General features: G+C 51.5%; 16 protein-coding genes. 4 read left to right on the top strand and 12 right to left on the bottom strand.

What is annotated here, in order from left to right; genetic code table 11:
- Positions 1-108: 108 nt before the first annotated feature.
- The 6 genes from oppF to EPE01S_RS03020 all read right to left on the bottom strand — a co-directional run bounded on the left by oppF (position 109) and on the right by EPE01S_RS03020 (position 7,159).
- On the bottom strand, positions 109-1,110 hold the full coding sequence (oppF, locus tag EPE01S_RS03045; RefSeq protein ID WP_062743125.1) for a murein tripeptide/oligopeptide ABC transporter ATP binding protein OppF: 1,002 nt from the start codon (positions 1,108-1,110) through the stop codon (positions 109-111).
- Positions 1,107-2,123, bottom strand: coding sequence for an ABC transporter ATP-binding protein (locus tag EPE01S_RS03040; protein ID WP_062743124.1), 1,017 nt, complete (start codon positions 2,121-2,123; stop codon positions 1,107-1,109). The genes oppF and EPE01S_RS03040 overlap by 4 nt, the downstream gene beginning before the upstream one ends.
- Before the next feature lie 11 nt (positions 2,124-2,134).
- Positions 2,135-3,043, bottom strand: coding sequence for an oligopeptide ABC transporter permease OppC (gene oppC, locus EPE01S_RS03035; protein ID WP_062743123.1), 909 nt, complete (start codon positions 3,041-3,043; stop codon positions 2,135-2,137).
- Between the two features lie 14 nt (positions 3,044-3,057).
- Complete coding sequence (gene oppB / locus EPE01S_RS03030; protein WP_062743122.1) at positions 3,058-3,978, bottom strand: oligopeptide ABC transporter permease OppB; 921 nt, start codon at positions 3,976-3,978, stop codon at positions 3,058-3,060.
- An 83-nt stretch (positions 3,979-4,061) separates the two neighbouring features.
- Positions 4,062-5,699, bottom strand: coding sequence for an oligopeptide ABC transporter substrate-binding protein OppA (gene oppA, locus EPE01S_RS03025; RefSeq protein WP_062743121.1), 1,638 nt, complete (start codon positions 5,697-5,699; stop codon positions 4,062-4,064).
- An 812-nt stretch (positions 5,700-6,511) separates the two neighbouring features.
- Positions 6,512-7,159, bottom strand: coding sequence for a YchE family NAAT transporter (locus EPE01S_RS03020; RefSeq protein ID WP_062743120.1), 648 nt, complete (start codon positions 7,157-7,159; stop codon positions 6,512-6,514).
- 479 nt (positions 7,160-7,638) lie between these two features.
- On the opposite strand from EPE01S_RS03020, the gene adhE reads away from it, so the two are divergent.
- Positions 7,639-10,329 carry a bifunctional acetaldehyde-CoA/alcohol dehydrogenase gene (gene adhE, locus EPE01S_RS03015; RefSeq protein ID WP_062743119.1) on the top strand — a complete coding sequence of 897 codons (2,691 nt, stop codon included), beginning with the start codon at positions 7,639-7,641 and terminating at the stop codon, positions 10,327-10,329.
- Positions 10,330-10,447: 118 nt separating this feature from the next.
- On the opposite strand, the gene tdk is transcribed toward adhE, so the two are convergent.
- Positions 10,448-11,074: a thymidine kinase gene (tdk, locus tag EPE01S_RS03010; protein ID WP_062743118.1), complete on the bottom strand. Its 627-nt coding sequence runs from the start codon at positions 11,072-11,074 to the stop codon at positions 10,448-10,450.
- Positions 11,075-11,436: 362 nt separating this feature from the next.
- On the opposite strand from tdk, the gene hns reads away from it, so the two are divergent.
- Positions 11,437-11,844 carry a histone-like nucleoid-structuring protein H-NS gene (gene hns, locus EPE01S_RS03005; RefSeq protein ID WP_062743117.1) on the top strand — a complete coding sequence of 136 codons (408 nt, stop codon included), beginning with the start codon at positions 11,437-11,439 and terminating at the stop codon, positions 11,842-11,844.
- 133 nt (positions 11,845-11,977) lie between these two features.
- Here hns and EPE01S_RS03000 read toward each other — a convergent pair whose 3' ends face one another.
- The 5 genes from EPE01S_RS03000 to rssA all read right to left on the bottom strand — a co-directional run bounded on the left by EPE01S_RS03000 (position 11,978) and on the right by rssA (position 17,488).
- A complete protein-coding gene (locus EPE01S_RS03000) occupies positions 11,978-12,985 on the bottom strand; it encodes an NAD-dependent epimerase (RefSeq protein ID WP_062743116.1) in 1,008 nt (335 codons plus the stop codon).
- Between the two features lie 14 nt (positions 12,986-12,999).
- On the bottom strand, positions 13,000-14,340 hold the full coding sequence (locus EPE01S_RS02995) for a UDP-glucose dehydrogenase family protein (protein ID WP_062743115.1): 1,341 nt from the start codon (positions 14,338-14,340) through the stop codon (positions 13,000-13,002).
- A 26-nt stretch (positions 14,341-14,366) separates the two neighbouring features.
- Positions 14,367-15,275 (bottom strand): UTP--glucose-1-phosphate uridylyltransferase GalU, encoded by a 909-nt coding sequence (galU, locus tag EPE01S_RS02990; protein WP_062743114.1) that lies wholly within the window; start codon positions 15,273-15,275, stop codon positions 14,367-14,369.
- Between the two features lie 195 nt (positions 15,276-15,470).
- Positions 15,471-16,484: a two-component system response regulator RssB gene (rssB, locus tag EPE01S_RS02985; protein WP_062743113.1), complete on the bottom strand. Its 1,014-nt coding sequence runs from the start codon at positions 16,482-16,484 to the stop codon at positions 15,471-15,473.
- 95 nt (positions 16,485-16,579) lie between these two features.
- Entirely contained in the window at positions 16,580-17,488 is a 909-nt protein-coding gene (gene rssA, locus EPE01S_RS02980; RefSeq protein ID WP_062743112.1) for a patatin-like phospholipase RssA, read from the bottom strand.
- Positions 17,489-17,594: 106 nt separating this feature from the next.
- Between rssA and EPE01S_RS02975 the strand changes: the two genes are divergently transcribed.
- Positions 17,595-18,053 carry a YchJ family protein gene (locus EPE01S_RS02975; protein ID WP_062743111.1) on the top strand — a complete coding sequence of 153 codons (459 nt, stop codon included), beginning with the start codon at positions 17,595-17,597 and terminating at the stop codon, positions 18,051-18,053.
- Between the two features lie 42 nt (positions 18,054-18,095).
- Positions 18,096-18,944 carry a formyltetrahydrofolate deformylase gene (purU, locus tag EPE01S_RS02970; RefSeq protein ID WP_062743110.1) on the top strand — a complete coding sequence of 283 codons (849 nt, stop codon included), beginning with the start codon at positions 18,096-18,098 and terminating at the stop codon, positions 18,942-18,944.
- Positions 18,945-19,089: the final 145 nt, after the last annotated feature.

Here is a 19,089-nt window from a genome sequence, read left to right as displayed (position 1 = left end):
ATATTACTAAGAGGCAACAGCCGGAAGATCAAGCACTATGCAGACGCAGAAAAAAAACCCGCATTGAATGTTCAATGCGGGAAGATAACGATAGCGTTGATAGAGAGATTAGAGCGGGTCGACTTTCAGACAGGAAACAGCGTGGCGGAAGCTGCCCTCCAGCAGAGGCCGGGTTTTGGCACACTCAGGCCCGGCAATGGGGCAGCGCGTACGGAACACACAGCCCGATGGCGGGTTAATCGGTGAAGGGAGCTCTCCCTCAAGCAGCTGTATGACTTTCTGCTTTTCGAGGTCAGGGTCCGGGATCGGTACTGCCGACATCAGTGCCCGGGTATAAGGATGCTGCGGATTCTGATACACCTCTTTATAGGTGCCCAGCTCCACGGCATGCCCCAGATACATCACCAGCACGCGGTCAGAAATGTGTTTCACTACCGCCAGATCGTGGGCGATAAAGATCAGCGATAACCCCATCTCTCGCTGAAGTTTCTGTAAAAGATTGACCACCTGCGCCTGAATTGACACGTCCAGCGCCGACACCGGCTCATCACAAATAATCAGCTTGGGTTCGAGGATCAGCGCACGCGCAATACCGATACGCTGACACTGGCCACCGGAAAACTCGTGAGGGTAGCGGTTGATCAGGTTAGGCAGCAGGCCCACCTTCATCATCATCTCCTTCACGCGGTCTTTCACTTCCTGACGCGGCATCTGCGGATGATAGGTGCGCAGCGGCTCTGCAATGATCTCACCGATATTCATACGCGGATTGAGGGAGGCAAGCGGGTCCTGGAAGATCATCTGGATATCGCTACGCGCGGCGCGCCACTCTTCTGCACTCTGCCCCAGCAGGTCACGCCCCAGCCAGGCAACCCGGCCATCCGTCGCTTTCACCAGACCGATGATGGCCCGTGCCAGCGTCGATTTACCACAGCCAGACTCACCGACCACGCCCAGGGTTTCCCCTTCGTACAGGCGCAGGCTGACACCATCAACCGCTTTCAGGGTTTTCGGCGGCTGCCAGAACCACTGACGCCCGTCTTTGATATCGAAATGCACTTTGAGGTCGGCAATTTCGAGTAAGACTTTCTTTTCTGCAACCTCTGTCATACCAGTTCCTCCACGGGCTTAAAGCAGGCTCGCAGGCGCCCTTCTCCGAACGCCTCCAGCGGCGGTGCGCTGGAACAGATATCCATTGCATACGGGCATCGTGGCTGGAAAGGACACCCTTTCGGCAGCCGTGAGAGATTGGGGGGATTGCCGGGGATGGTCATCAGCGTTTCACCTTCATCAGCGTCCAGACGCGGCACCGCATTCAGCAGGCCAATAGAATATGGATGTGAGGGGTGGTAGAAGACGTCCCGCGCTTTACCGTATTCCATGGTGCGCCCTGCGTACATCACCATCACCTGGTCGCAGATCCCGGCGACAACACCCAGATCATGGGTGATCATAATAATGGCGGTATTAAATTCGCGCTTCAGCTCGTTCAGCAACGTCATGATCTGCGCCTGTACCGTCACATCAAGCGCCGTGGTCGGTTCGTCGGCAATCAACAGTTTCGGGCGGCAGAGCAAGGCCATTGCGATCATTACGCGCTGCCGCATCCCCCCGGAGAACTCGTGGGGAAACATCTTCATTCGCTTGCGGGCTTCCGGCATTTTTACCGCGTCAAGCATCCGCACTGACTCTTCAAACGCCTGCGCCCCACTCATGCCTTTATGCAGCTGCAACACTTCCATCAACTGCTCGCCCACCCGCATGTACGGATTAAGCGACGTCATCGGGTCCTGAAAAATCATCGCAATCTGTTCTGCACGCAGCCGGTTAAGCTGTTTTTCCGGCAGGTTGAGGATCTCACTGCCGTTGAAACGTGCCGAACCACCAATACGTCCGTTGCTGGCCAGCAGCCCCATCAGGGCAAACGCCGTCTGTGATTTACCCGAGCCGGACTCACCGACGATGCCGAGTGTTTCCCCGGCGCTGAGGCTGAAGTTCAGGTCATTGACCGCCGTCACATCACCATCAGGGGTGGAAAACGTCACCCGTAAATCTTTCACTTCCAGCAGCCGTTCGCTTCCCTGGGTTTTTGCCTTCGCAGGCTGTAGTTCAATTACGCTCATCGGGAAACTCCTTAACGGTCTTTCGGGTCGAGGGCATCACGCAGGCCATCACCGATAAAGTTGAAACAGAACAGGGTAATCACGAGGAAACCAGCCGGATACAGCAGCAGCCAGGGTGAAACCTCCATTGAATTAGCACCGTCACTGAGCAGGGCTCCCCAACTGCTTAACGGTTCCTGCGTCCCCAGTCCGAGGAAGCTGAGGAAGGATTCAAACAGGATCATGCTCGGCACCAGCAGCGAGGCGTACACCACCACCACCCCAAGCACGTTCGGCACGATATGGCGCAGGACGATATTCAGGGTGGAAACACCCCCCACCTCGGCCGCTTCGATAAACTCTTTACGCTTCAGGCTCAGAGTCTGACCACGCACGATACGTGCCATATCCAGCCAGGAAACCATACCGATAGCCACGAAGATAAGCAGAATATTTTGGCCAAAGAAGGTGACCAACAGGATAACGAAGAACATAAACGGGAAAGAGTTGAGGATCTCCAGCAGACGCATCATCACGGAGTCAACCCGTCCCCCCAGATAGCCTGCCAGCGTGCCATACAACGTCCCCAGCACCACCGCCACCAGCGCGGCGGCAATACCGACCATCAGGGAGATACGCCCCCCAATCGCCACACGGACCAGCAGGTCGCGCCCGGAGGAGTCCGTCCCCATATAGTGGCCCGACGTCATATCCGGTGCCGCCGACATCATTGCCCAGTCAGTGTCGTCATAAGTAAATGCAGACAGCATGGGGGCAAATATCACAAACAAAGCCACCAGCAGCAGGACAAACAGACTGGCGACTGCCGCGCGGTTATGGATAAAGCGTCGGCGCGCGTCCTGCCACAGGCTGCGGCCTTCGATTTCTAACTTTTCAGTGAAGTTATCCAGAGCTTCGCTGTTTTTCTTAGCAAACATCATTCCCGGCTCCAGGATCAGTAACGAATTTTCGGATCGATGACCGCATACAACACGTCCACAATCGCATTAAAAAGGATGGTCAGCGCACCGACCAGAATGGTCAGGCTTAACACCAGCGAATAATCGCGGTTCAGCGCACCGTTCACAAACAGCTGGCCAATACCAGGCAGGCCATAAATAGTTTCAATGACCATTGAGCCGGTAATGATGCCGACAAATGCCGGCCCAAGGTAGGACAGCACCGGCAGCAGCGCAGGCTTCAGGGCATGACGCAGTACAATGCGGTGCATCGGCAGCCCTTTGGCGCGTGCGGTGCGGATAAAGTTGGAGTGCAGCACTTCAATCATTGATCCACGGGTAATACGCGCGATGCTGGCAATATAGGCCAGAGACAGCGCCACCATCGGCAGGATCATAAATTTCAGCGCCCCGCCGTTCCACCCGCCTCCGGGCAGCCACTTCAGCGTGATCGAGAACAGCAGTACCAGCAGTGGCGCAACCACAAAACTGGGTATCACTATCCCGGTCATTGCCACCCCCATTACCGCATAGTCCCATTTGGTATTCTGCTTGAGTGCCGCGATAACCCCTGCACTCACCCCGAGTACCAGGGCAAACAGGAAGGCGGCCGCACCTAACTTCGCGGAAACGGGGAAAGAACCGGCCACGAGGTCATTGACGGTATAATCTTTATATTTAAATGACGGGCCAAAATCCCCGTGTGCCAGTTGTTTCAGATAGCTGAAATACTGTGTCAGGATCGGATCATTTAAATGATATTTGGCTTCGATATTGGCCATGACTTCTGGCGACAGCGTACGCTCACCGGTAAACGGACTCCCCGGTGCCAGTCGCATCATAAAGAAGGAGATGGTAATCAGAATAAATAGCGTCGGGATCGCTTCAAGAAAACGACGAAAGATAAATTTTAACATTGCCCTACCTGCCCGGCTTACTGCCTCAGCGCTGCTCTAAAAAAGGCCTGTCGGAGAGGATTTCTCCTCTCCGACGCCGGTCATTAATGTTTGATGATATACAAGTTTTTATCGTAAACGTTATCCAGCGGATCTTTACCGGTATAACCGCCAACGTAAGGTTTCACCAGACGGGCATTGACGTAGTAATAGACCGGTACGATCACTGAATCCTTATCGAGGATTTTTTCAGCGTCGGCATAACGTGTCGCGCGAGTGGCTTCATCCGGAGAGGACAGCGCGGCATCCATCGCTTTATCGAAGGCTTCACTCTTATAGTGCGAGGTGTTGTTACTGCTGTTGGACTGCATGGTGCCCAGGAACGTGGTCGGTTCGTTGTAGTCGGCACACCAGCCCGCACGGGCGACATCATAATTACCCTGATGGCGGGTATCAAGGAAGGTTTTCCACTCCTGGTTTTCAAGCTTAACGTTCACACCCAGGTTTTTCTTCCAGATGGACGAGGCGGCGATGGCCAGCTTTTTATGCAGATCGGAGGTGTTATACAGCAGGCTAAACGTCAGCGGTTTGTCGGCCGTATAACCGGCTTCTGCCAGCAGTTTTTTCGCCTCTTCATTACGTTTTTCCTGCGTCCAGCCAAACCACTCCGGCGGGGTCAGTTTAATGCCTTCGGTGTATGGCGGAGTGTAGCTGTAGGCCGGAAGATCGCCCTGACCTTTCACCTTGGTGACAATGATGTCGCGATCAATGCCAAGTTTCAGTGCGGCGCGCACGCGCGGGTCGTTGAATGGAGGCTTCTGGTTATTAATTTCGTAGTAATAGGTGCAGAGATAAGGATCAACGTGAACCTCACCCGGGATGTCTTTTTTCAGCTTCTGGAACAGCTCGATAGGCATGTTGTTATAGGTCATGTCGCTGCCGCCGCTGCGGTAACGGTTGACGTCGGTGACTTCAGACGAGATCGGCAGGAAGGTTACTTTATCCAGCTTAGTGTCTTTGTTATCCCAGTAGTCGGTATTACGCACCAGAACGATACGTTCGTTGACCACCCACTCGGACAGTTTAAAGGCGCCATTGCCTACCCAGTTGGCAGGCTGGGTCCATTTTTCCCCAAATTTGTCGACAGCCGGTTTATACACCGGGGACATGGAAGGATGGATCAGCAGCTTGAAGAAATACGGCACTGGCTCACTCAGCGTGACTTCCAGTGTATGCGCATCGACGGCCTTCACGCCCAGCGTATCGGGGCTTTTTTTGCCGGCGATAATATCATCGATATTCTCAAGATGGCCGTATTGCAGATAGCTTGCGTAGGGTGACGCCGTTTTAGGATCGGACAGGCGCTGCCAGCTGTAGACGAAGTCCTGGGCAGTGACGGGCTCACCGTTTGACCACTTGGCATCTTTGCGCAGGTGGAAGGTCCACACCTTACCGTCTTTATTGTCCCAGCTTTCGGCCACGCCAGGAATAGGATGCCCTTTGGTATCGCTGATTACCAGGCCTTCCAGCAGGTCACGGTTCACGTTAGATTCAGGTACACCTTCAATTTTATGGGGATCCAGCGACTGCAGTTCAGCACCGTTCCCTTTCACCAGCTCCTGTTTGGCGGCCAGTTCGACGCCCGCAGGCACCTCAGCGGCCAGCGCCTGATGCGCTGTCATTGACCCCAGTGCGGCCATCACGCCGGCGGCGATCAGACTTTTCTTCGTGATGTTGATCATTTTTTACCTACTCCTGTTTTTATTAATACCGACGTGTGCCGGGCACCGTGGTTACCCCATTTTTAGGGAAAACTTCACCGGACGGCGGAACGAGGCCGTCCGGTTTGTTTTTTTATACTCATAACTGCTGAGAACTGCCTGCTATCACCTTCCAGCGCCCGGCCATGCCGCACGCTGTCGTGTCGGATCAGATAAGGATTATCTGTGCTGACGCAGGATGATGTCGATCATCACTGGTCACGGCCCTTGTGGATTGCATTTCCAGTGCCACTTTTTATCAAGGCCACTAAAAAATTATCAGAAGGGGCTCATTTCCGCTAAAGCTAAATAGCAAAAATGTTAACCATTTCTCTTTTATCATGATAAAAAGCAGGGGAAAAGTGTTATTTATTATTGAAAAATAACAGTTAAGATTATGAAAAATAAGCATAAAAAGGATATTTAACGATAAAAGGATCGAAAAAAAACAATTTTTCGCCTGAATTTTAAGCAAATATCGTCTGAAAACGAAGAATAGTCATCACAACACTAATATTTGCAAGATTAGCAGCATATAAAACTAGCTAATTAGCAAATACACGCTACGTTGTAATGTTAAAAAAATCACACCCACTACAAACGAATGGATTTATTTTTCGTTTGCAGTAATTACATTAATAATGGCGGCGGTGAAGTAAGCGAAATGAATTAATGCACCAAAAAAGAACGCACAATGCGTAATTTGCACTTAAATAGTGCAATGAAGCGAGGGGTGCGAAAAAAAAAGCGCATTAAATGCGCTTTAGCTGACCCATTGCAGAATTTAAACCGGGTTAATGTGTTAACCCGGGAAAGAGAGCTCTGATGCCGGTGACAACAAATTCAATTCCCAGGGCCATCAATAATAAGCCCATGATACGGGTCACCACGTTGATTCCGGTCTGGCCTAACACTCTCACCATCAGGGGGGCTGCACGGAACAGCAACCAGCAGCAAAACGCAAAGAGGGCTATCGCCACGGTAAAACCAAGCAGGTTTTGCCAGCTGTGATAGCGCGTGCTCCACACAATCGTTGAGCTGATTGCACCCGGTCCGGCCATCAGCGGCAGCGCCAGCGGTACAACGCCAATACTTTCCCGAATGGCACTCTCTGATTTTTCCTGCTTATTCTGCTTATCTTCCCCCAGCTTCCCGCTGATCATCGACATGGCTATGGTCACAACCAGAATACCGCCGGCAATTCGGAAAGAGTCAATGGAGATACCAAAAATATGCAGAATACCGTCGCCCAGGAATAGCGCGGTCCAAAGGATGATCGCCACCGACAGGTTGGCGGTCAGATTCGTTTTATTCCTTGCCGCCGGGACCTGATAACTGGTCATACTGATAAATACCGGGATAATCCCGATGGGGTTGACCAGAGCAAACAGGCCCACAAAAAACTTGATATAGCCTGAAAGATCTAATAATGCAGGATTCACACTGCGCTCCTGTAGGGGGACGGATTCATGGCGGCTAATGTAATGGAAATCCGCCAGGTTGACTATCCCTTCAGGCATGGAATATCACCCTATATTAATGGCTTATACCCAGATTTTTTCACTAAAAACATATCAAAATTCAGCATAATGAAAAGGCAAAGGGTGTAATGCCCTCGGCCAGTGGAAATTACCGGTCACATGTCAGATTTTTCGCCAGGCTGAAAGGTATCAGCTTGCATAATTAATGATCCAAATCATCTTTTCACCCCAGGACAACCGCTATGCTCAGTGACATCAAAAGGAGTTGATAAAGTACCTAAAGGGAGCCGTAGCCGGGCGCTGTGGCAGACTCTTTTAGTAAACCTATTAGAATGTTTTTAGTCTTCTGACAAACCCTTAGCGGGCAGTGACAGGCAGGATGACTATAATTTCTAGTTCTGACTTGTTTACTAATAGAGTTTAACTTTCAGGAGAGCCTCATGGCCGTTACTAATATCACTGAACTAAATGCCCTTGTTGAACGTGTTAAACAAGCCCAGCGTGAATTCGCTAACTTCAGTCAGGAACAGGTAGACAAAATCTTCCGTGCCGCCGCTCTGGCAGCCGCCGATGCCCGTATTCCTCTGGCCAAAATGGCCGTCGCTGAGTCCGGTATGGGTATTGTCGAAGACAAAGTCATCAAAAACCACTTCGCCTCCGAATATATTTATAACGCTTATAAAGACGAAAAAACCTGCGGTATCCTCGCCACTGATGATACCTTCGGCACGATCACTATCGCAGAGCCTATCGGCCTCATCTGCGGAATTGTACCGACCACTAACCCCACTTCTACCGCTATCTTCAAAGCCCTGATCAGCCTTAAGACGCGTAACGGGATTATCTTCTCGCCCCATCCCCGCGCGAAAAATGCCACTAACAAAGCTGCCGATATCGTTCTGCAGGCCGCCATTGCTGCCGGTGCCCCCAAAGATATCATTGGCTGGATCGATGTTCCTTCCGTTGAGCTGTCCAACCAGTTGATGCATCACCCGGATATTAACCTGATTCTGGCCACCGGCGGCCCGGGTATGGTCAAAGCCGCTTACAGCTCAGGTAAACCCGCAATCGGCGTCGGGGCGGGTAACACCCCGGTGGTGATTGATGAGACTGCCGATATTAAACGCGCGGTGGCTTCCATCCTGATGTCAAAAACCTTTGATAACGGCGTTATCTGCGCCTCTGAACAGTCAGTGATTGTCGTTGACAGCGCTTATGACGCCGTCCGTGAACGTTTTGCCAGCCACGGCGGTTACATGCTGCAGGGGCAGGAGCTGAAAGCGGTTCAGGATATCATCCTGAAAAATGGCGCGCTCAATGCCGCGATTGTCGGACAGCCGGCGGTAAAAATTGCCGAAATGGCGGGCATCAGCGTGCCGGGTAACACCAAAATTCTGATTGGCGAAGTGAAGCTGGTCGATGAGTCAGAACCTTTCGCTCATGAAAAATTGTCTCCGACCCTCGCTATGTACCGTGCGAAAGACTTCAATGACGCCGTCAGCAAGGCGGAAAAACTGGTGGCCATGGGCGGTATCGGTCACACCTCCTGCCTGTACACTGACCAGGACAACCAGCGTGAACGCGTCAATCTGTTTGGCGACAAGATGAAGACAGCACGCATCCTGATCAATACCCCGGCTTCGCAGGGCGGCATCGGTGACCTGTATAACTTTAAACTCGCCCCTTCCCTGACACTGGGCTGTGGCTCATGGGGCGGTAACTCAATTTCTGAGAACGTGGGTCCTAAACATCTGATCAACACGAAAACCGTGGCCAAGCGAGCAGAGAATATGTTGTGGCACAAACTTCCTAAGTCTATTTACTTCCGCCGTGGCTCACTGCCTATCGCGCTTGACGAGGTGGCAACAGACGGGGCCAAACGCGCCTTTATCGTGACTGACCGTTTCCTGTTTAACAACGGCTATGCTGACCAAATCGTTAACGTGCTGAAAGCGCGTGGTGTAGAAACTGAAGTGTTCTTTGAAGTGGAAGCTGACCCGACACTGAGTATCGTCCGCAAGGGTGCCGAACAGATGCACTCCTTCAAGCCTGACGTGATTATCGCCCTGGGCGGCGGGTCACCAATGGATGCAGCGAAAATTATGTGGGTGATGTATGAACATCCTGAAACCCACTTCGAAGAGCTGGCGCTGCGCTTTATGGATATCCGTAAACGCATCTACAAGTTCCCGAAAATGGGCGTGAAAGCCAAAATGATCGCAGTGACCACGACGTCGGGCACGGGTTCAGAAGTCACCCCGTTTGCGGTAGTGACTGATGATGCGACCGGTCAGAAATATCCGCTGGCAGACTATGCCCTGACCCCGGACATGGCCATTGTGGATGCTAACCTGGTGATGGATATGCCTAAATCTCTGTGCGCCTTTGGCGGGCTGGATGCGGTTACCCATGCGCTGGAAGCCTATGTCTCCGTGCTGGCGAATGAGTATTCAGACGGACAGGCTCTGCAGGCTCTGAAACTGCTGCAGGAAAACCTGCCTGCCAGTTACAACGAGGGGGCGAAAAACCCGGTAGCGCGTGAACGTGTGCACAACGCGGCCACCATTGCCGGTATCGCGTTTGCTAACGCCTTCCTTGGGGTGTGTCACTCAATGGCCCACAAACTGGGTTCAGAGTTCCATATTCCACACGGACTGGCTAACTCCCTGCTGATTTGTAACGTTATCCGCTACAACGCGAACGACAACCCGACAAAACAGACGGCCTTCAGCCAGTACGACCGCCCTCAGGCGCGTCGCCGCTACGCCGAAATTGCCGATCACCTGCGTCTCAGCGCGCCCGGTGACCGTACCGCACAGAAAATTGAAAAACTGCTGGTATGGCTGGACGGAATGAAAGCTGAACTGGGTATTCCTAAGTCTATCCGTGAAGCCGGGGTGCAGGAAGCGGACTTCCTGGCGAAGGTTGATAAACTGGCCGACGATGCCTTTGATGACCAGTGTACCGGCGCTAACCCGCGTTATCCGCTGATTGCGGAATTGAAACAGATTATGCTGGACAGCTTCTACGGCCGTGACTTTGTCGAACCCTTCGCTAATGTGGCAGAAGCGGTAACCGCGCCGGTAGTTGCTGCAGAAACAAAAAAAAGTGAACGTAAAGTAAAACGTTAAGCCCACCTTGACGTAAAAAACCCGCCTGATGGCGGGTTTTTTTATTCCATCATCCGTAAGCCACGCTTACGGACCGGAGAAACGAGCGGCTGGCTTAGTCCCCTGCTGAAAAATATTGTCAGTTGCCGGAGGTCAGGTGGCGATGGCCGAATATAGCCTCCATCGAGCCACTGTTTAACGCTTCGTAATAATGTTTACGGCACACCGATACGTAGCGCTCATTGCCGCCAATTTGCACCTGCTCCCCTTCTTCGAAGGGTTTTCCGCTTTCATCCAGCCGTAATACCATGCTGGCCTTTCTGCCGCAGTGGCAGATAGTTTTTAATTCCACCAGCTTATCGGACCATGCCAGCAGATACTGACTGCCGATAAACAACTCACCGCGAAAATCCGTACGCAACCCATAGCAGAGTACGGGTATATCTAAATGATCGACCACTTCTGAAAGTGCCCGAACCTGATCGCGCGTTAAAAACTGGCTTTCATCAACCAGGACACAGTGAACCGGTTCCAACTGATGTTCTGCGTTAATCTCGCCATACAATGACGTCGCGTTATTATACAATTTTGCTGGAGATGAAAGGCCAATTCGTGAGCTGACTTTGCCTGCACCAAAGCGGTTATCGATTTCAGCGGTATACACCAGCGTACGCATTCCGCGCTCATGATAATTATAAGAAGATTGCAACAACGCCGTAGACTTACCGGCATTCATGGCAGAGTAATAGAAATAAAGTTGAGCCACCCACCCTACTCCAAAGTGATCAAGGAAGGCCGCAGTGTATCATAAAGTAAGGGAATGAAAGCTTTCCTGCCAGCGGAAATATCACAGCGAAAAAGAAGAAGAACAGGCATTTTCAGCATAAACCAACCGCTTTTTACTATTAATGAATGGCCGTTATCGGCGACATCACTGCGGCTATACCTGTTGAATGCTGGCCATTAATTTCTGTGAAATATCCTATTAACCGCTCAACCTCCCCCCGTTTTTACTTTCTATTACCACAATCTATTTTCTTACAAAATTAACTATTGCAGTTCGTAATGGCGAACACTATTATTATCAGGCAGAAATATCCCCATCAATTAAAATTAGAGAATTGGACAATGAGCGAAGCACTTAAAATTCTGAACAATATCCGTACACTGCGTGCGCAGGCAAGAGAATGTAGCCTGGAGACGCTGGAAGAAATGCTGGAAAAACTGGAAGTTGTCGTCAACGAACGCCGTGAAGAAGACAGTCAGGCTCAGGCAGAAGTTGAAGAGCGCACGCGCAAACTACAGCAGTATCGCGACATGCTTATTGCTGATGGCATTGATCCTAATGAATTACTCTCCACGCTGGCTGCGGCTAAAGCGCCGGGTAAAGCCAAACGTGCAGCACGTCCTGCTAAATACTCTTACATTGATGAAAACGGCGAAAGCAAAACCTGGACGGGTCAGGGCCGTACGCCTGCTGTGATTAAAAAAGCAATTGAAGAGCAAGGCAAGAATCTGGATGATTTTCTGCTGTAATACTGCTCAGGGTCCTTCTCTAATATTCCATAGTTAAAATGGGGTTTTGGGTCATATTTTAATTTTTTCATCAGGTTAAGATAAAACAAGGGAGCCATCAGGCTCCCTTTTTCATTGCATCAGCCTGACAGGCTTATTTCTGATAAAAATCTTTGTACCACTCTACAAAGCGGGCCACACCCTCTTCTACTGAGGTTTGAGGTTTGAAACCAATGACTTTGTAAAGCGCTGTCGTATCCGCACTGGTTTCCATCACGTCACCCGGCTGCATAGGCAGCATATTCTTTTCAGCAACCTGTCCCAGAGCGCTTTCGAGCGCCTCAATATACTTCATCAGCGTGACCGGTTGACTATTACCGATATTATAAACGCGATAAGGCGCAGAGCTGGTGGCCGGACTGCCACTTTCCACCGTCCAGTTTATATCCGCCTGTGGGATAACATCCTGCAAACGAAGAATAGCTTCGGCAATATCATCGATATAGGTAAAGTCGCGTCGCATCTGACCATGGTTATACACATCAATTTTTTCACCCGCGATAATCGCTCGGGTGAATTTAAACAGTGCCATATCCGGACGCCCCCACGGGCCATAGACGGTAAAGAAACGTAAGCCGGTGGTGGGAATACCATACAGATGAGAATAGGTATGTGACATCAGCTCATTGGCTTTCTTCGTCGCCGCGTAAAGGGATACCGGATGGTCAACTGAGTCGTCCGTTGAGAATGGCATTTTACGGTTCAGCCCATATACCGAGCTGGAAGAAGCATACAGCAAATGTTCCACCTGATTATGCCGGCACCCTTCCAGGATATTAAGGTGGCCAATCAGGTTGGCATCAGCATAAGCCAGGGGGTTTTCCAGTGAATAACGCACCCCCGCCTGAGCAGCAAGGTGGATAACACGTTGGAAGCGCTGAGAGCGAAACAGCTCAGCGATGCCTTCACGATCGGCCAGGTCGCCTTTCATAAAGGTAAAATTCGGGTGGGTGTTAATCAGATCAAGACGTGCCGTCTTAAGGTTAACATCGTAATAATCATTCAGGTTGTCGAGACCGACAACCTGGTGACCGGCGGCAAGCAGACGTTGAGTGACATGAAAGCCAATAAATCCTGCTGCGCCGGTGACCAGATATTTCATACTACCCTCGTTAATTATGCAATGTTAAGAGATGCTCCGCGGCCGATTGCATAATAAACAAAACCGCGTTTGCTGATTCTTTCTGGATCATACAGGTTACGACCATCAAAAATCACGGGTTCTTTGAGTGCATTTTTAATCACGTCAAAATCAGGCGCGCGGAAATTCTGCCATTCAGTACAAATGACCAGACCATCAGCACCCTGAAGCGCCGCCTCTTTGGTTCCCATCAGCTTAAGGTCGCTGCGGTGGCCATAGATGCGCTGTGCTTCGTCCATCGCTTCCGGATCAAACGCCTGAACCGTTGCGCCTGCCTGCCATAGTGCTTCCATCAGCACACGGCTGGAGGCTTCACGCATATCATCGGTGTTTGGCTTAAAGGACAGGCCCCATACGGCAAAGGTTTTGCCCTGCAGGTTGTCGCCAAAATGACGTTTGATAAAGGTCGGCAGCTTGTTCTTCTGCGAGTCGTTAACGTCTTCCACCGCCTGCAGCAGACGTGGCTTATAGCCAATCTGCTCAGCCGTACGGATCAGCGCCTGCACATCTTTCGGGAAGCAGGAACCACCATAGCCGCAGCCAGGGTAGATAAACGAGTAACCAATGCGCGAATCAGACCCAATACCCTGACGAACTTTTTCGACGTCTGCCCCCAGGCGCTCGGCCAGGTTGGAGATTTCGTTCATAAAGCTGATCTTCGTCGCCAGCATGCAGTTGGCCGCATACTTGGTCAGTTCAGCACTACGAATATCCATCAGGATCATACGGTCGTGATTGCGGTTGAACGGCTCATACAGCTCACGCAGCAGTTCAACCACCTCGTCGTTATCAGTGCCGATAACGATACGCTCAGGACGCATACAGTCGCTGACCGCAGCCCCCTCTTTGAGGAATTCCGGATTAGAAACCACATCAAAAGTCAGCGCTTCACCGCGCTCCTTCAGCGTTTCTTCCATTACCTTGCGAACCCGATCGGCTGTGCCAACAGGAACAGTAGACTTGTCCAGCACCACTTTGTGGTCTTTCATGTGCTGCGCAATGGTACGCGCAACCGCTGTAACATATTTCAGGTCAGCGGAACCATCTTCATCCGGTGGCGTGCCTACAGCAATAAACTGCATTACACCATGGTTAACGCCATCTTCGGCGTTGGTAGAAAACTTGAGGCGACCTGCCTCATAGTTTTGCATCACCAGCGGCGTCAGGCCCGGTTCAAAAATAGGAATGATCCCTTTCTTCAGATTCTCGACTTTGTTCTCGTCGACATCGATGCAAAGAACGTCATGTCCGACTTCGGCCAGAACCGCAGCCTGAACCAGACCAACATAGCCGATACCAAATACGGTGACTTTCATTGAATTGTCCCGGTTAGAAATTAAACTTACTTTTTATTATTAACGGTGCTTTCAAGCCAGGCTTTGAAATCGCTGCCCAGCGTGTTATGACGCACACCGTACTCAACGAAGGCCTGCATATAGCCCAGTTTGTTACCGCAGTCGTGGCTGATCCCTTTGAGGTGATAAGCTTCTACTGTCTCTTTTTCCATCAGCATCGCAATGGAGTCGGTCAGCTGAATTTCGTCACCGGCACCTGGAGGCGTTTTCGCCAGCAGTGGCCAGATATCGGCAGACAGAATGTAACGACCAACCACCGCAAGGTTAGAAGGCGCTTTGTCTGCTTTAGGTTTTTCTACCACACCGACCATCGGTGCGCTGTCGCCAGGCTTCAGCTCGGCACCCTGGCAGTCAACCACGCCATAGGCCGTTACATCGGCAACAGGCTCTACCATGATCTGGCTGTGACCGGTTTCGTCGAAACGCTTCATCATTTCTGCCAGGTTGTCTTTCGACAGATCCGATTCGTATTCGTCGATGATGACATCGGGCAGGATAACGGCAACGGGTTCATTGCCAATCACCGGCCAGGCACACATGACTGCGTGGCCAAGGCCTTTCGCCAGGCCCTGACGCACCTGCATGATGGTCACATGCGGTGGGCAGATTGACTGGATCTCTTCCAGCAACTGGCGCTTAACGCGTTTTTCCAGCATGGCTTCCAGCTCAAAACTGGTATCGAAGTGGTTTTCAATGGAGTTTTTAGAAGAGTGCGTAACCAGCACAATTTCATTGATCCCTGCTGCGATACACTCGTTTACGACATACTGAATCAGCGGCTTATCAACCAGCGGCAGCATCTCTTTTGGAATCGCCTTGGTGGCAGGTAACATACGCGTTCCCAAACCAGCAACAGGGATTACCGCTTTTTTTACTTTGGACTTATAGGCAGACATCAAAGTACCTCTCTTTAGGCCGTTCAAGTTATTACTTGATATGTCGAGTTAAAATAACGAAGTGAGTATACCAGTGGAACCCACGCGGATTTATCCTGGATAAACCTTTTCTGCATAAATTAAGATAATTACCCAATTGTAAAGGTTATCACTGGCCCTGTCTGCCAGGGCCAGTTGAAAAGCGTTGGGTGGCGGTCATTCGGCCGATAACATCAGGCGCAGTCGCCCTCCGGCCCCCCACACCTGACATTGCCAGGCATCACAACGCTGGCTGATTTGGTTAAGATGTGTGCTGCCAAATGTGCCCAACGGAACACCATTGCTTAATTGAATTTGGTGGGTATGGATATTGAGAGTGGCGTTTAAACCAGCAGAAACCAGGATAAGATTTTTTAAACCCTGATGATAATAACCCACCAGCAATGGGAACTGCCCTTTTAAATTGGCCTGGCGGAGTAACAGATTAACCTGTTTCAGCAGTGCGCCCAGTTCAGGTAGCCTTGGCCCCTGACCGGAAAGCTGCTCTTGCAGCAGGCCATTAAACAGGGCGCGCAACAACAGCGCAGCCAGTACCCCGTTATCTCCTGCACGCGTCACATCGAGGCAGTAGAAGGCGAGATCTTTTTCAGAGAGTGCCGCCACGTCTAAGACCAGACCCGGCTGTTCTGCCATGGTCAGTTGACGGTAGTTCACCCGACAATGGGCGATAGTCTGCTGCACAGGGGGCTGCAGCTCTTTCAGCAGTTTTGCCGCAGACTGAGGGTCATTGACCAGCGCATCCCAGTCCTGGAATAATTGCTCGTCCTCCTCCACCTTCGAAGTAAACATTGAGGGATAAAGACATTCGAAGACCGCTTCACGCAGCCTGCCAAGATCTTTCACCGGCTTCAGCAGCACATCCTGCACGCCAATGCGCAGCACATTCGCAATATCCGACATGTTTTCAGTCGCTGAAATCACCAGAATTGGCAGCGCACCGCCACGACTGCGAATATGCTCGACCAGTTGAATGCCGCCCATTCGTGGCATGGCCAGATCACAAATCATCAGATCGGGTTGAGTCCGGCTCATTTGTTCAAGCGCGTGAACACCGTCATCAGCCAACGTGACGACGGCGCCAAGCCCGGTAAGGAAGTTGTCCAGCAGGGAACGGAAAACGACTTCGTCCTCAACGATGAGAATATGTTTTCCGCTTAATGGTTTTTCCATTGTGTCCCCCTGCATAACAGATACCTCAATAGTGGTCTATAAACGGCCTTTGCGCCTCTCAGAATTTCCTGAAGTAGCATGCTTAATTGACCACGCTATTGTCTGTCACGCACCAGCGGTAACAGTTCGTCCATTTTTTTCTCAACGGATAGTCTCCCCGCTTCAATCGCTTCCTCTGCCCGATGAAAATCCAGGGTGGAAATTTGCGGGCAGAATGGCTGTATCAGAACATCAGGAGGGTCACCCGCCATGCGATTACGCTTAAGCCGGTTTTCCAGGACCTGGATGGATGTAGACATGATTTCCATGGCACCGGGCGTGTAATTCATTCTGCGCGATTTAAAACGCCCGATACGCTGCCGCAGTCGGCCACTCCAGCTGTCAACGGATAGCGGCATGTCCGGCCCTTCAGGCTCCGGCGTTACGGAAAACAAGTCTTGTTGCATAAGGTGAGCATCATGTTGCAGGTCGACAGCAATCACGATGTCCGCGCCCAGCGCACGCGTCAGTGATACAGGAACAGGATTGACGACGGCACCGTCCACCAGCCAGTATCCATTCCAGCTTACTGGTGCCAGTAAGCCTGGCATACTGCAGGAAGCACGCACTGCCTGATGAATATCCCCTTCCGTCAGCCACAGTTCACGCCCCGTGCTGAGGTTGGTGGCGACGGCCCCAAAAGGGAGAGAGCACTGCTGAATAGTGTCGCAGTCCATCAAACGGCGGACATGGCTGAATACTCTTTCACCGCGGATTAAGCCGCCCCGCTGCCAGGAAAAGTCCATCAGGCGGATCACCTGCCAGTAGCTGAAAGATCGGACCCAGCGTTCCATTAACGGCAAGCGCTGATTCGCATAGGCGGCACCCACCAGCGCGCCCACCGAGCACCCCGCCACGACGTCAATACGTATGCCAGCGCGCTCCAGCGCATTAATCACCCCGATATGGGCCCATCCTTTGGCCGCTCCCGATCCCAACGCAAGCCCGATCTTTACCTGTCTCATTCCACCTCTGGCCAGTACTCAACGATCAAATGGCATCACCGCGTCTCCCCGGTTATCATGACGCCTGAATCTCATTTTACCTGTTATAAAAACTTCCGGAGTCAACGTGTCTGAACATTGTCCGTGCGGTAGCGGATTGCAGTATAGCCTATGTTGCGAGCCGTATCTAAACGGGAGCACACTCCCGGCCACCCCAGAAGCCTTAATGCGGTCACGTTACAGTGCTTACGTGAAGCAGGATACACCCTATCTGGTCGCCACCTGGCACCCCTCCTGTAACGCGCAGCATTTTGCGACCAGTATTGAGGAGAGTTATGCCCATACTCACTGGCGTGGCTTAACGCTAATCAGTATGGAAACCTTGCCCGAAAAGGCTATGGGATATGTGACATTTTTTGCGCGTTTTACGGAAAATGGCCGCGAAAGTTTTATTCATGAACGTTCGCGCTTTCTTCGGGAGGAGCAACGCTGGTACTATATTGACGGAACCTTCCCGCCAATCGGGCGTAATGACCAGTGCCCCTGTGGCTCAGGTAAAAAATACAAGAAATGCTGTGGTCAGTAGTGACCTGGATTTCCCATCTGTATCGACAGGATTACCATCGCAATGCAAGCGCAAACACTGCAACGTAAAGTTCTACGCACCATCTGCCCGGATGCTAAAGGGCTGATCGCTAAAATTACCAATATTTGCTACAAACACGAGCTGAATATTGTGCAAAACAATGAGTTCGTTGATCACCGTACCGGGCGTTTTTTCATGCGTACCGAGCTGGAAGGCATATTCAACGACAGTACGCTGCTTGCCGACCTTGACAGTGCACTACCAGTGGGCTCTGTACGTGAGTTGCAACCGGCTGGCCGTCGCAGGATTGTTATTCTGGTTACCAAAGAGGCACACTGCCTGGGTGATCTGCTGATGAAGAGTGCCTATGGTGGCCTGGATGTTGAAATTGCGGCGGTCATTGGTAACCACGATACCCTGCGTACCCTGGTCGAGCGCTTCGACATCCCCTTCGTTCTGGTCAGCCACGAAGGATTAACCCGCGAAGAACATGATACCAATATGGCGGCAGAAATTGACCGCTATCAGCCTGATTACGTGGTGCTGGCAAAATACATGCGCGTGTTGACGCCAGGATTTGTACAGCGTTATCCCAATCAGATCATCAATATTCACCACTCGTTCCTGCCGGCCTTTATCGGCGCACGCCCTTACCATCAGGCGTATGAGCGTGGCGTGAAGATCATCGGCGCAACCGCGCACTATGTGAATGATAATCTGGACGAAGGCCCGATTATTATGCAGGACGTGATCCACGTCGATCACACCTACACCGCTGAAGATATGATGCGTGCCGGTCGCGATGTTGAGAAGAATGCGCTTAGCCGTGCGCTCTATCAGGTACTGGCGCAGCGCGTCTTTGTTTATGGTAACCGCACCATCATTCTGTAAGCCGGATGATGCTGTTTTGTCTGACAAAACAGCATCCCGGGCAAAAAAACGGCAAACACGCCGCTTTATACAAAACGGGGCTTTACAGCGTCACTTCATTTGATATGATGCGCCCCGCTTAACAAGCAGAGTGAGTAAGGCCAGT

Source organism: Erwinia persicina NBRC 102418 (assembly GCF_001571305.1).
Classification (GTDB): Bacteria; Pseudomonadota; Gammaproteobacteria; order Enterobacterales; family Enterobacteriaceae; genus Erwinia; species Erwinia persicina.
Note: the sequence above shows the minus strand (reverse complement) of the source record. Positions and strands in the feature narration are given on the sequence as shown.

Excerpts from the sequence above, each read along its gene's own strand:
- EPE01S_RS02995 (WP_062743115.1), bottom strand. The coding sequence starts at position 14,340 with ATGAAAGTCACCGTATTTGGTATCGGCTATGTTGGTCTGGTTCAGGCT.
- EPE01S_RS03040 (WP_062743124.1), bottom strand. The coding sequence starts at position 2,123 with ATGAGCGTAATTGAACTACAGCCTGCGAAGGCAAAAACCCAGGGAAGC.
- adhE (WP_062743119.1), top strand. The coding sequence starts at position 7,639 with ATGGCCGTTACTAATATCACTGAACTAAATGCCCTTGTTGAACGTGTT.
- rssA (WP_062743112.1), bottom strand. The coding sequence starts at position 17,488 with ATGAGACAGGTAAAGATCGGGCTTGCGTTGGGATCGGGAGCGGCCAAA.
- oppB (WP_062743122.1), bottom strand. The coding sequence starts at position 3,978 with ATGTTAAAATTTATCTTTCGTCGTTTTCTTGAAGCGATCCCGACGCTA.
- oppF (WP_062743125.1), bottom strand. The coding sequence starts at position 1,110 with ATGACAGAGGTTGCAGAAAAGAAAGTCTTACTCGAAATTGCCGACCTC.
- rssB (WP_062743113.1), bottom strand. The coding sequence starts at position 16,484 with ATGGAAAAACCATTAAGCGGAAAACATATTCTCATCGTTGAGGACGAA.
- purU (WP_062743110.1), top strand. The coding sequence starts at position 18,096 with ATGCAAGCGCAAACACTGCAACGTAAAGTTCTACGCACCATCTGCCCG.
- oppA (WP_062743121.1), bottom strand. The coding sequence starts at position 5,699 with ATGATCAACATCACGAAGAAAAGTCTGATCGCCGCCGGCGTGATGGCC.
- galU (WP_062743114.1), bottom strand. The coding sequence starts at position 15,275 with ATGTCTGCCTATAAGTCCAAAGTAAAAAAAGCGGTAATCCCTGTTGCT.
- EPE01S_RS03000 (WP_062743116.1), bottom strand. The coding sequence starts at position 12,985 with ATGAAATATCTGGTCACCGGCGCAGCAGGATTTATTGGCTTTCATGTC.
- oppC (WP_062743123.1), bottom strand. The coding sequence starts at position 3,043 with ATGATGTTTGCTAAGAAAAACAGCGAAGCTCTGGATAACTTCACTGAA.
- hns (WP_062743117.1), top strand. The coding sequence starts at position 11,437 with ATGAGCGAAGCACTTAAAATTCTGAACAATATCCGTACACTGCGTGCG.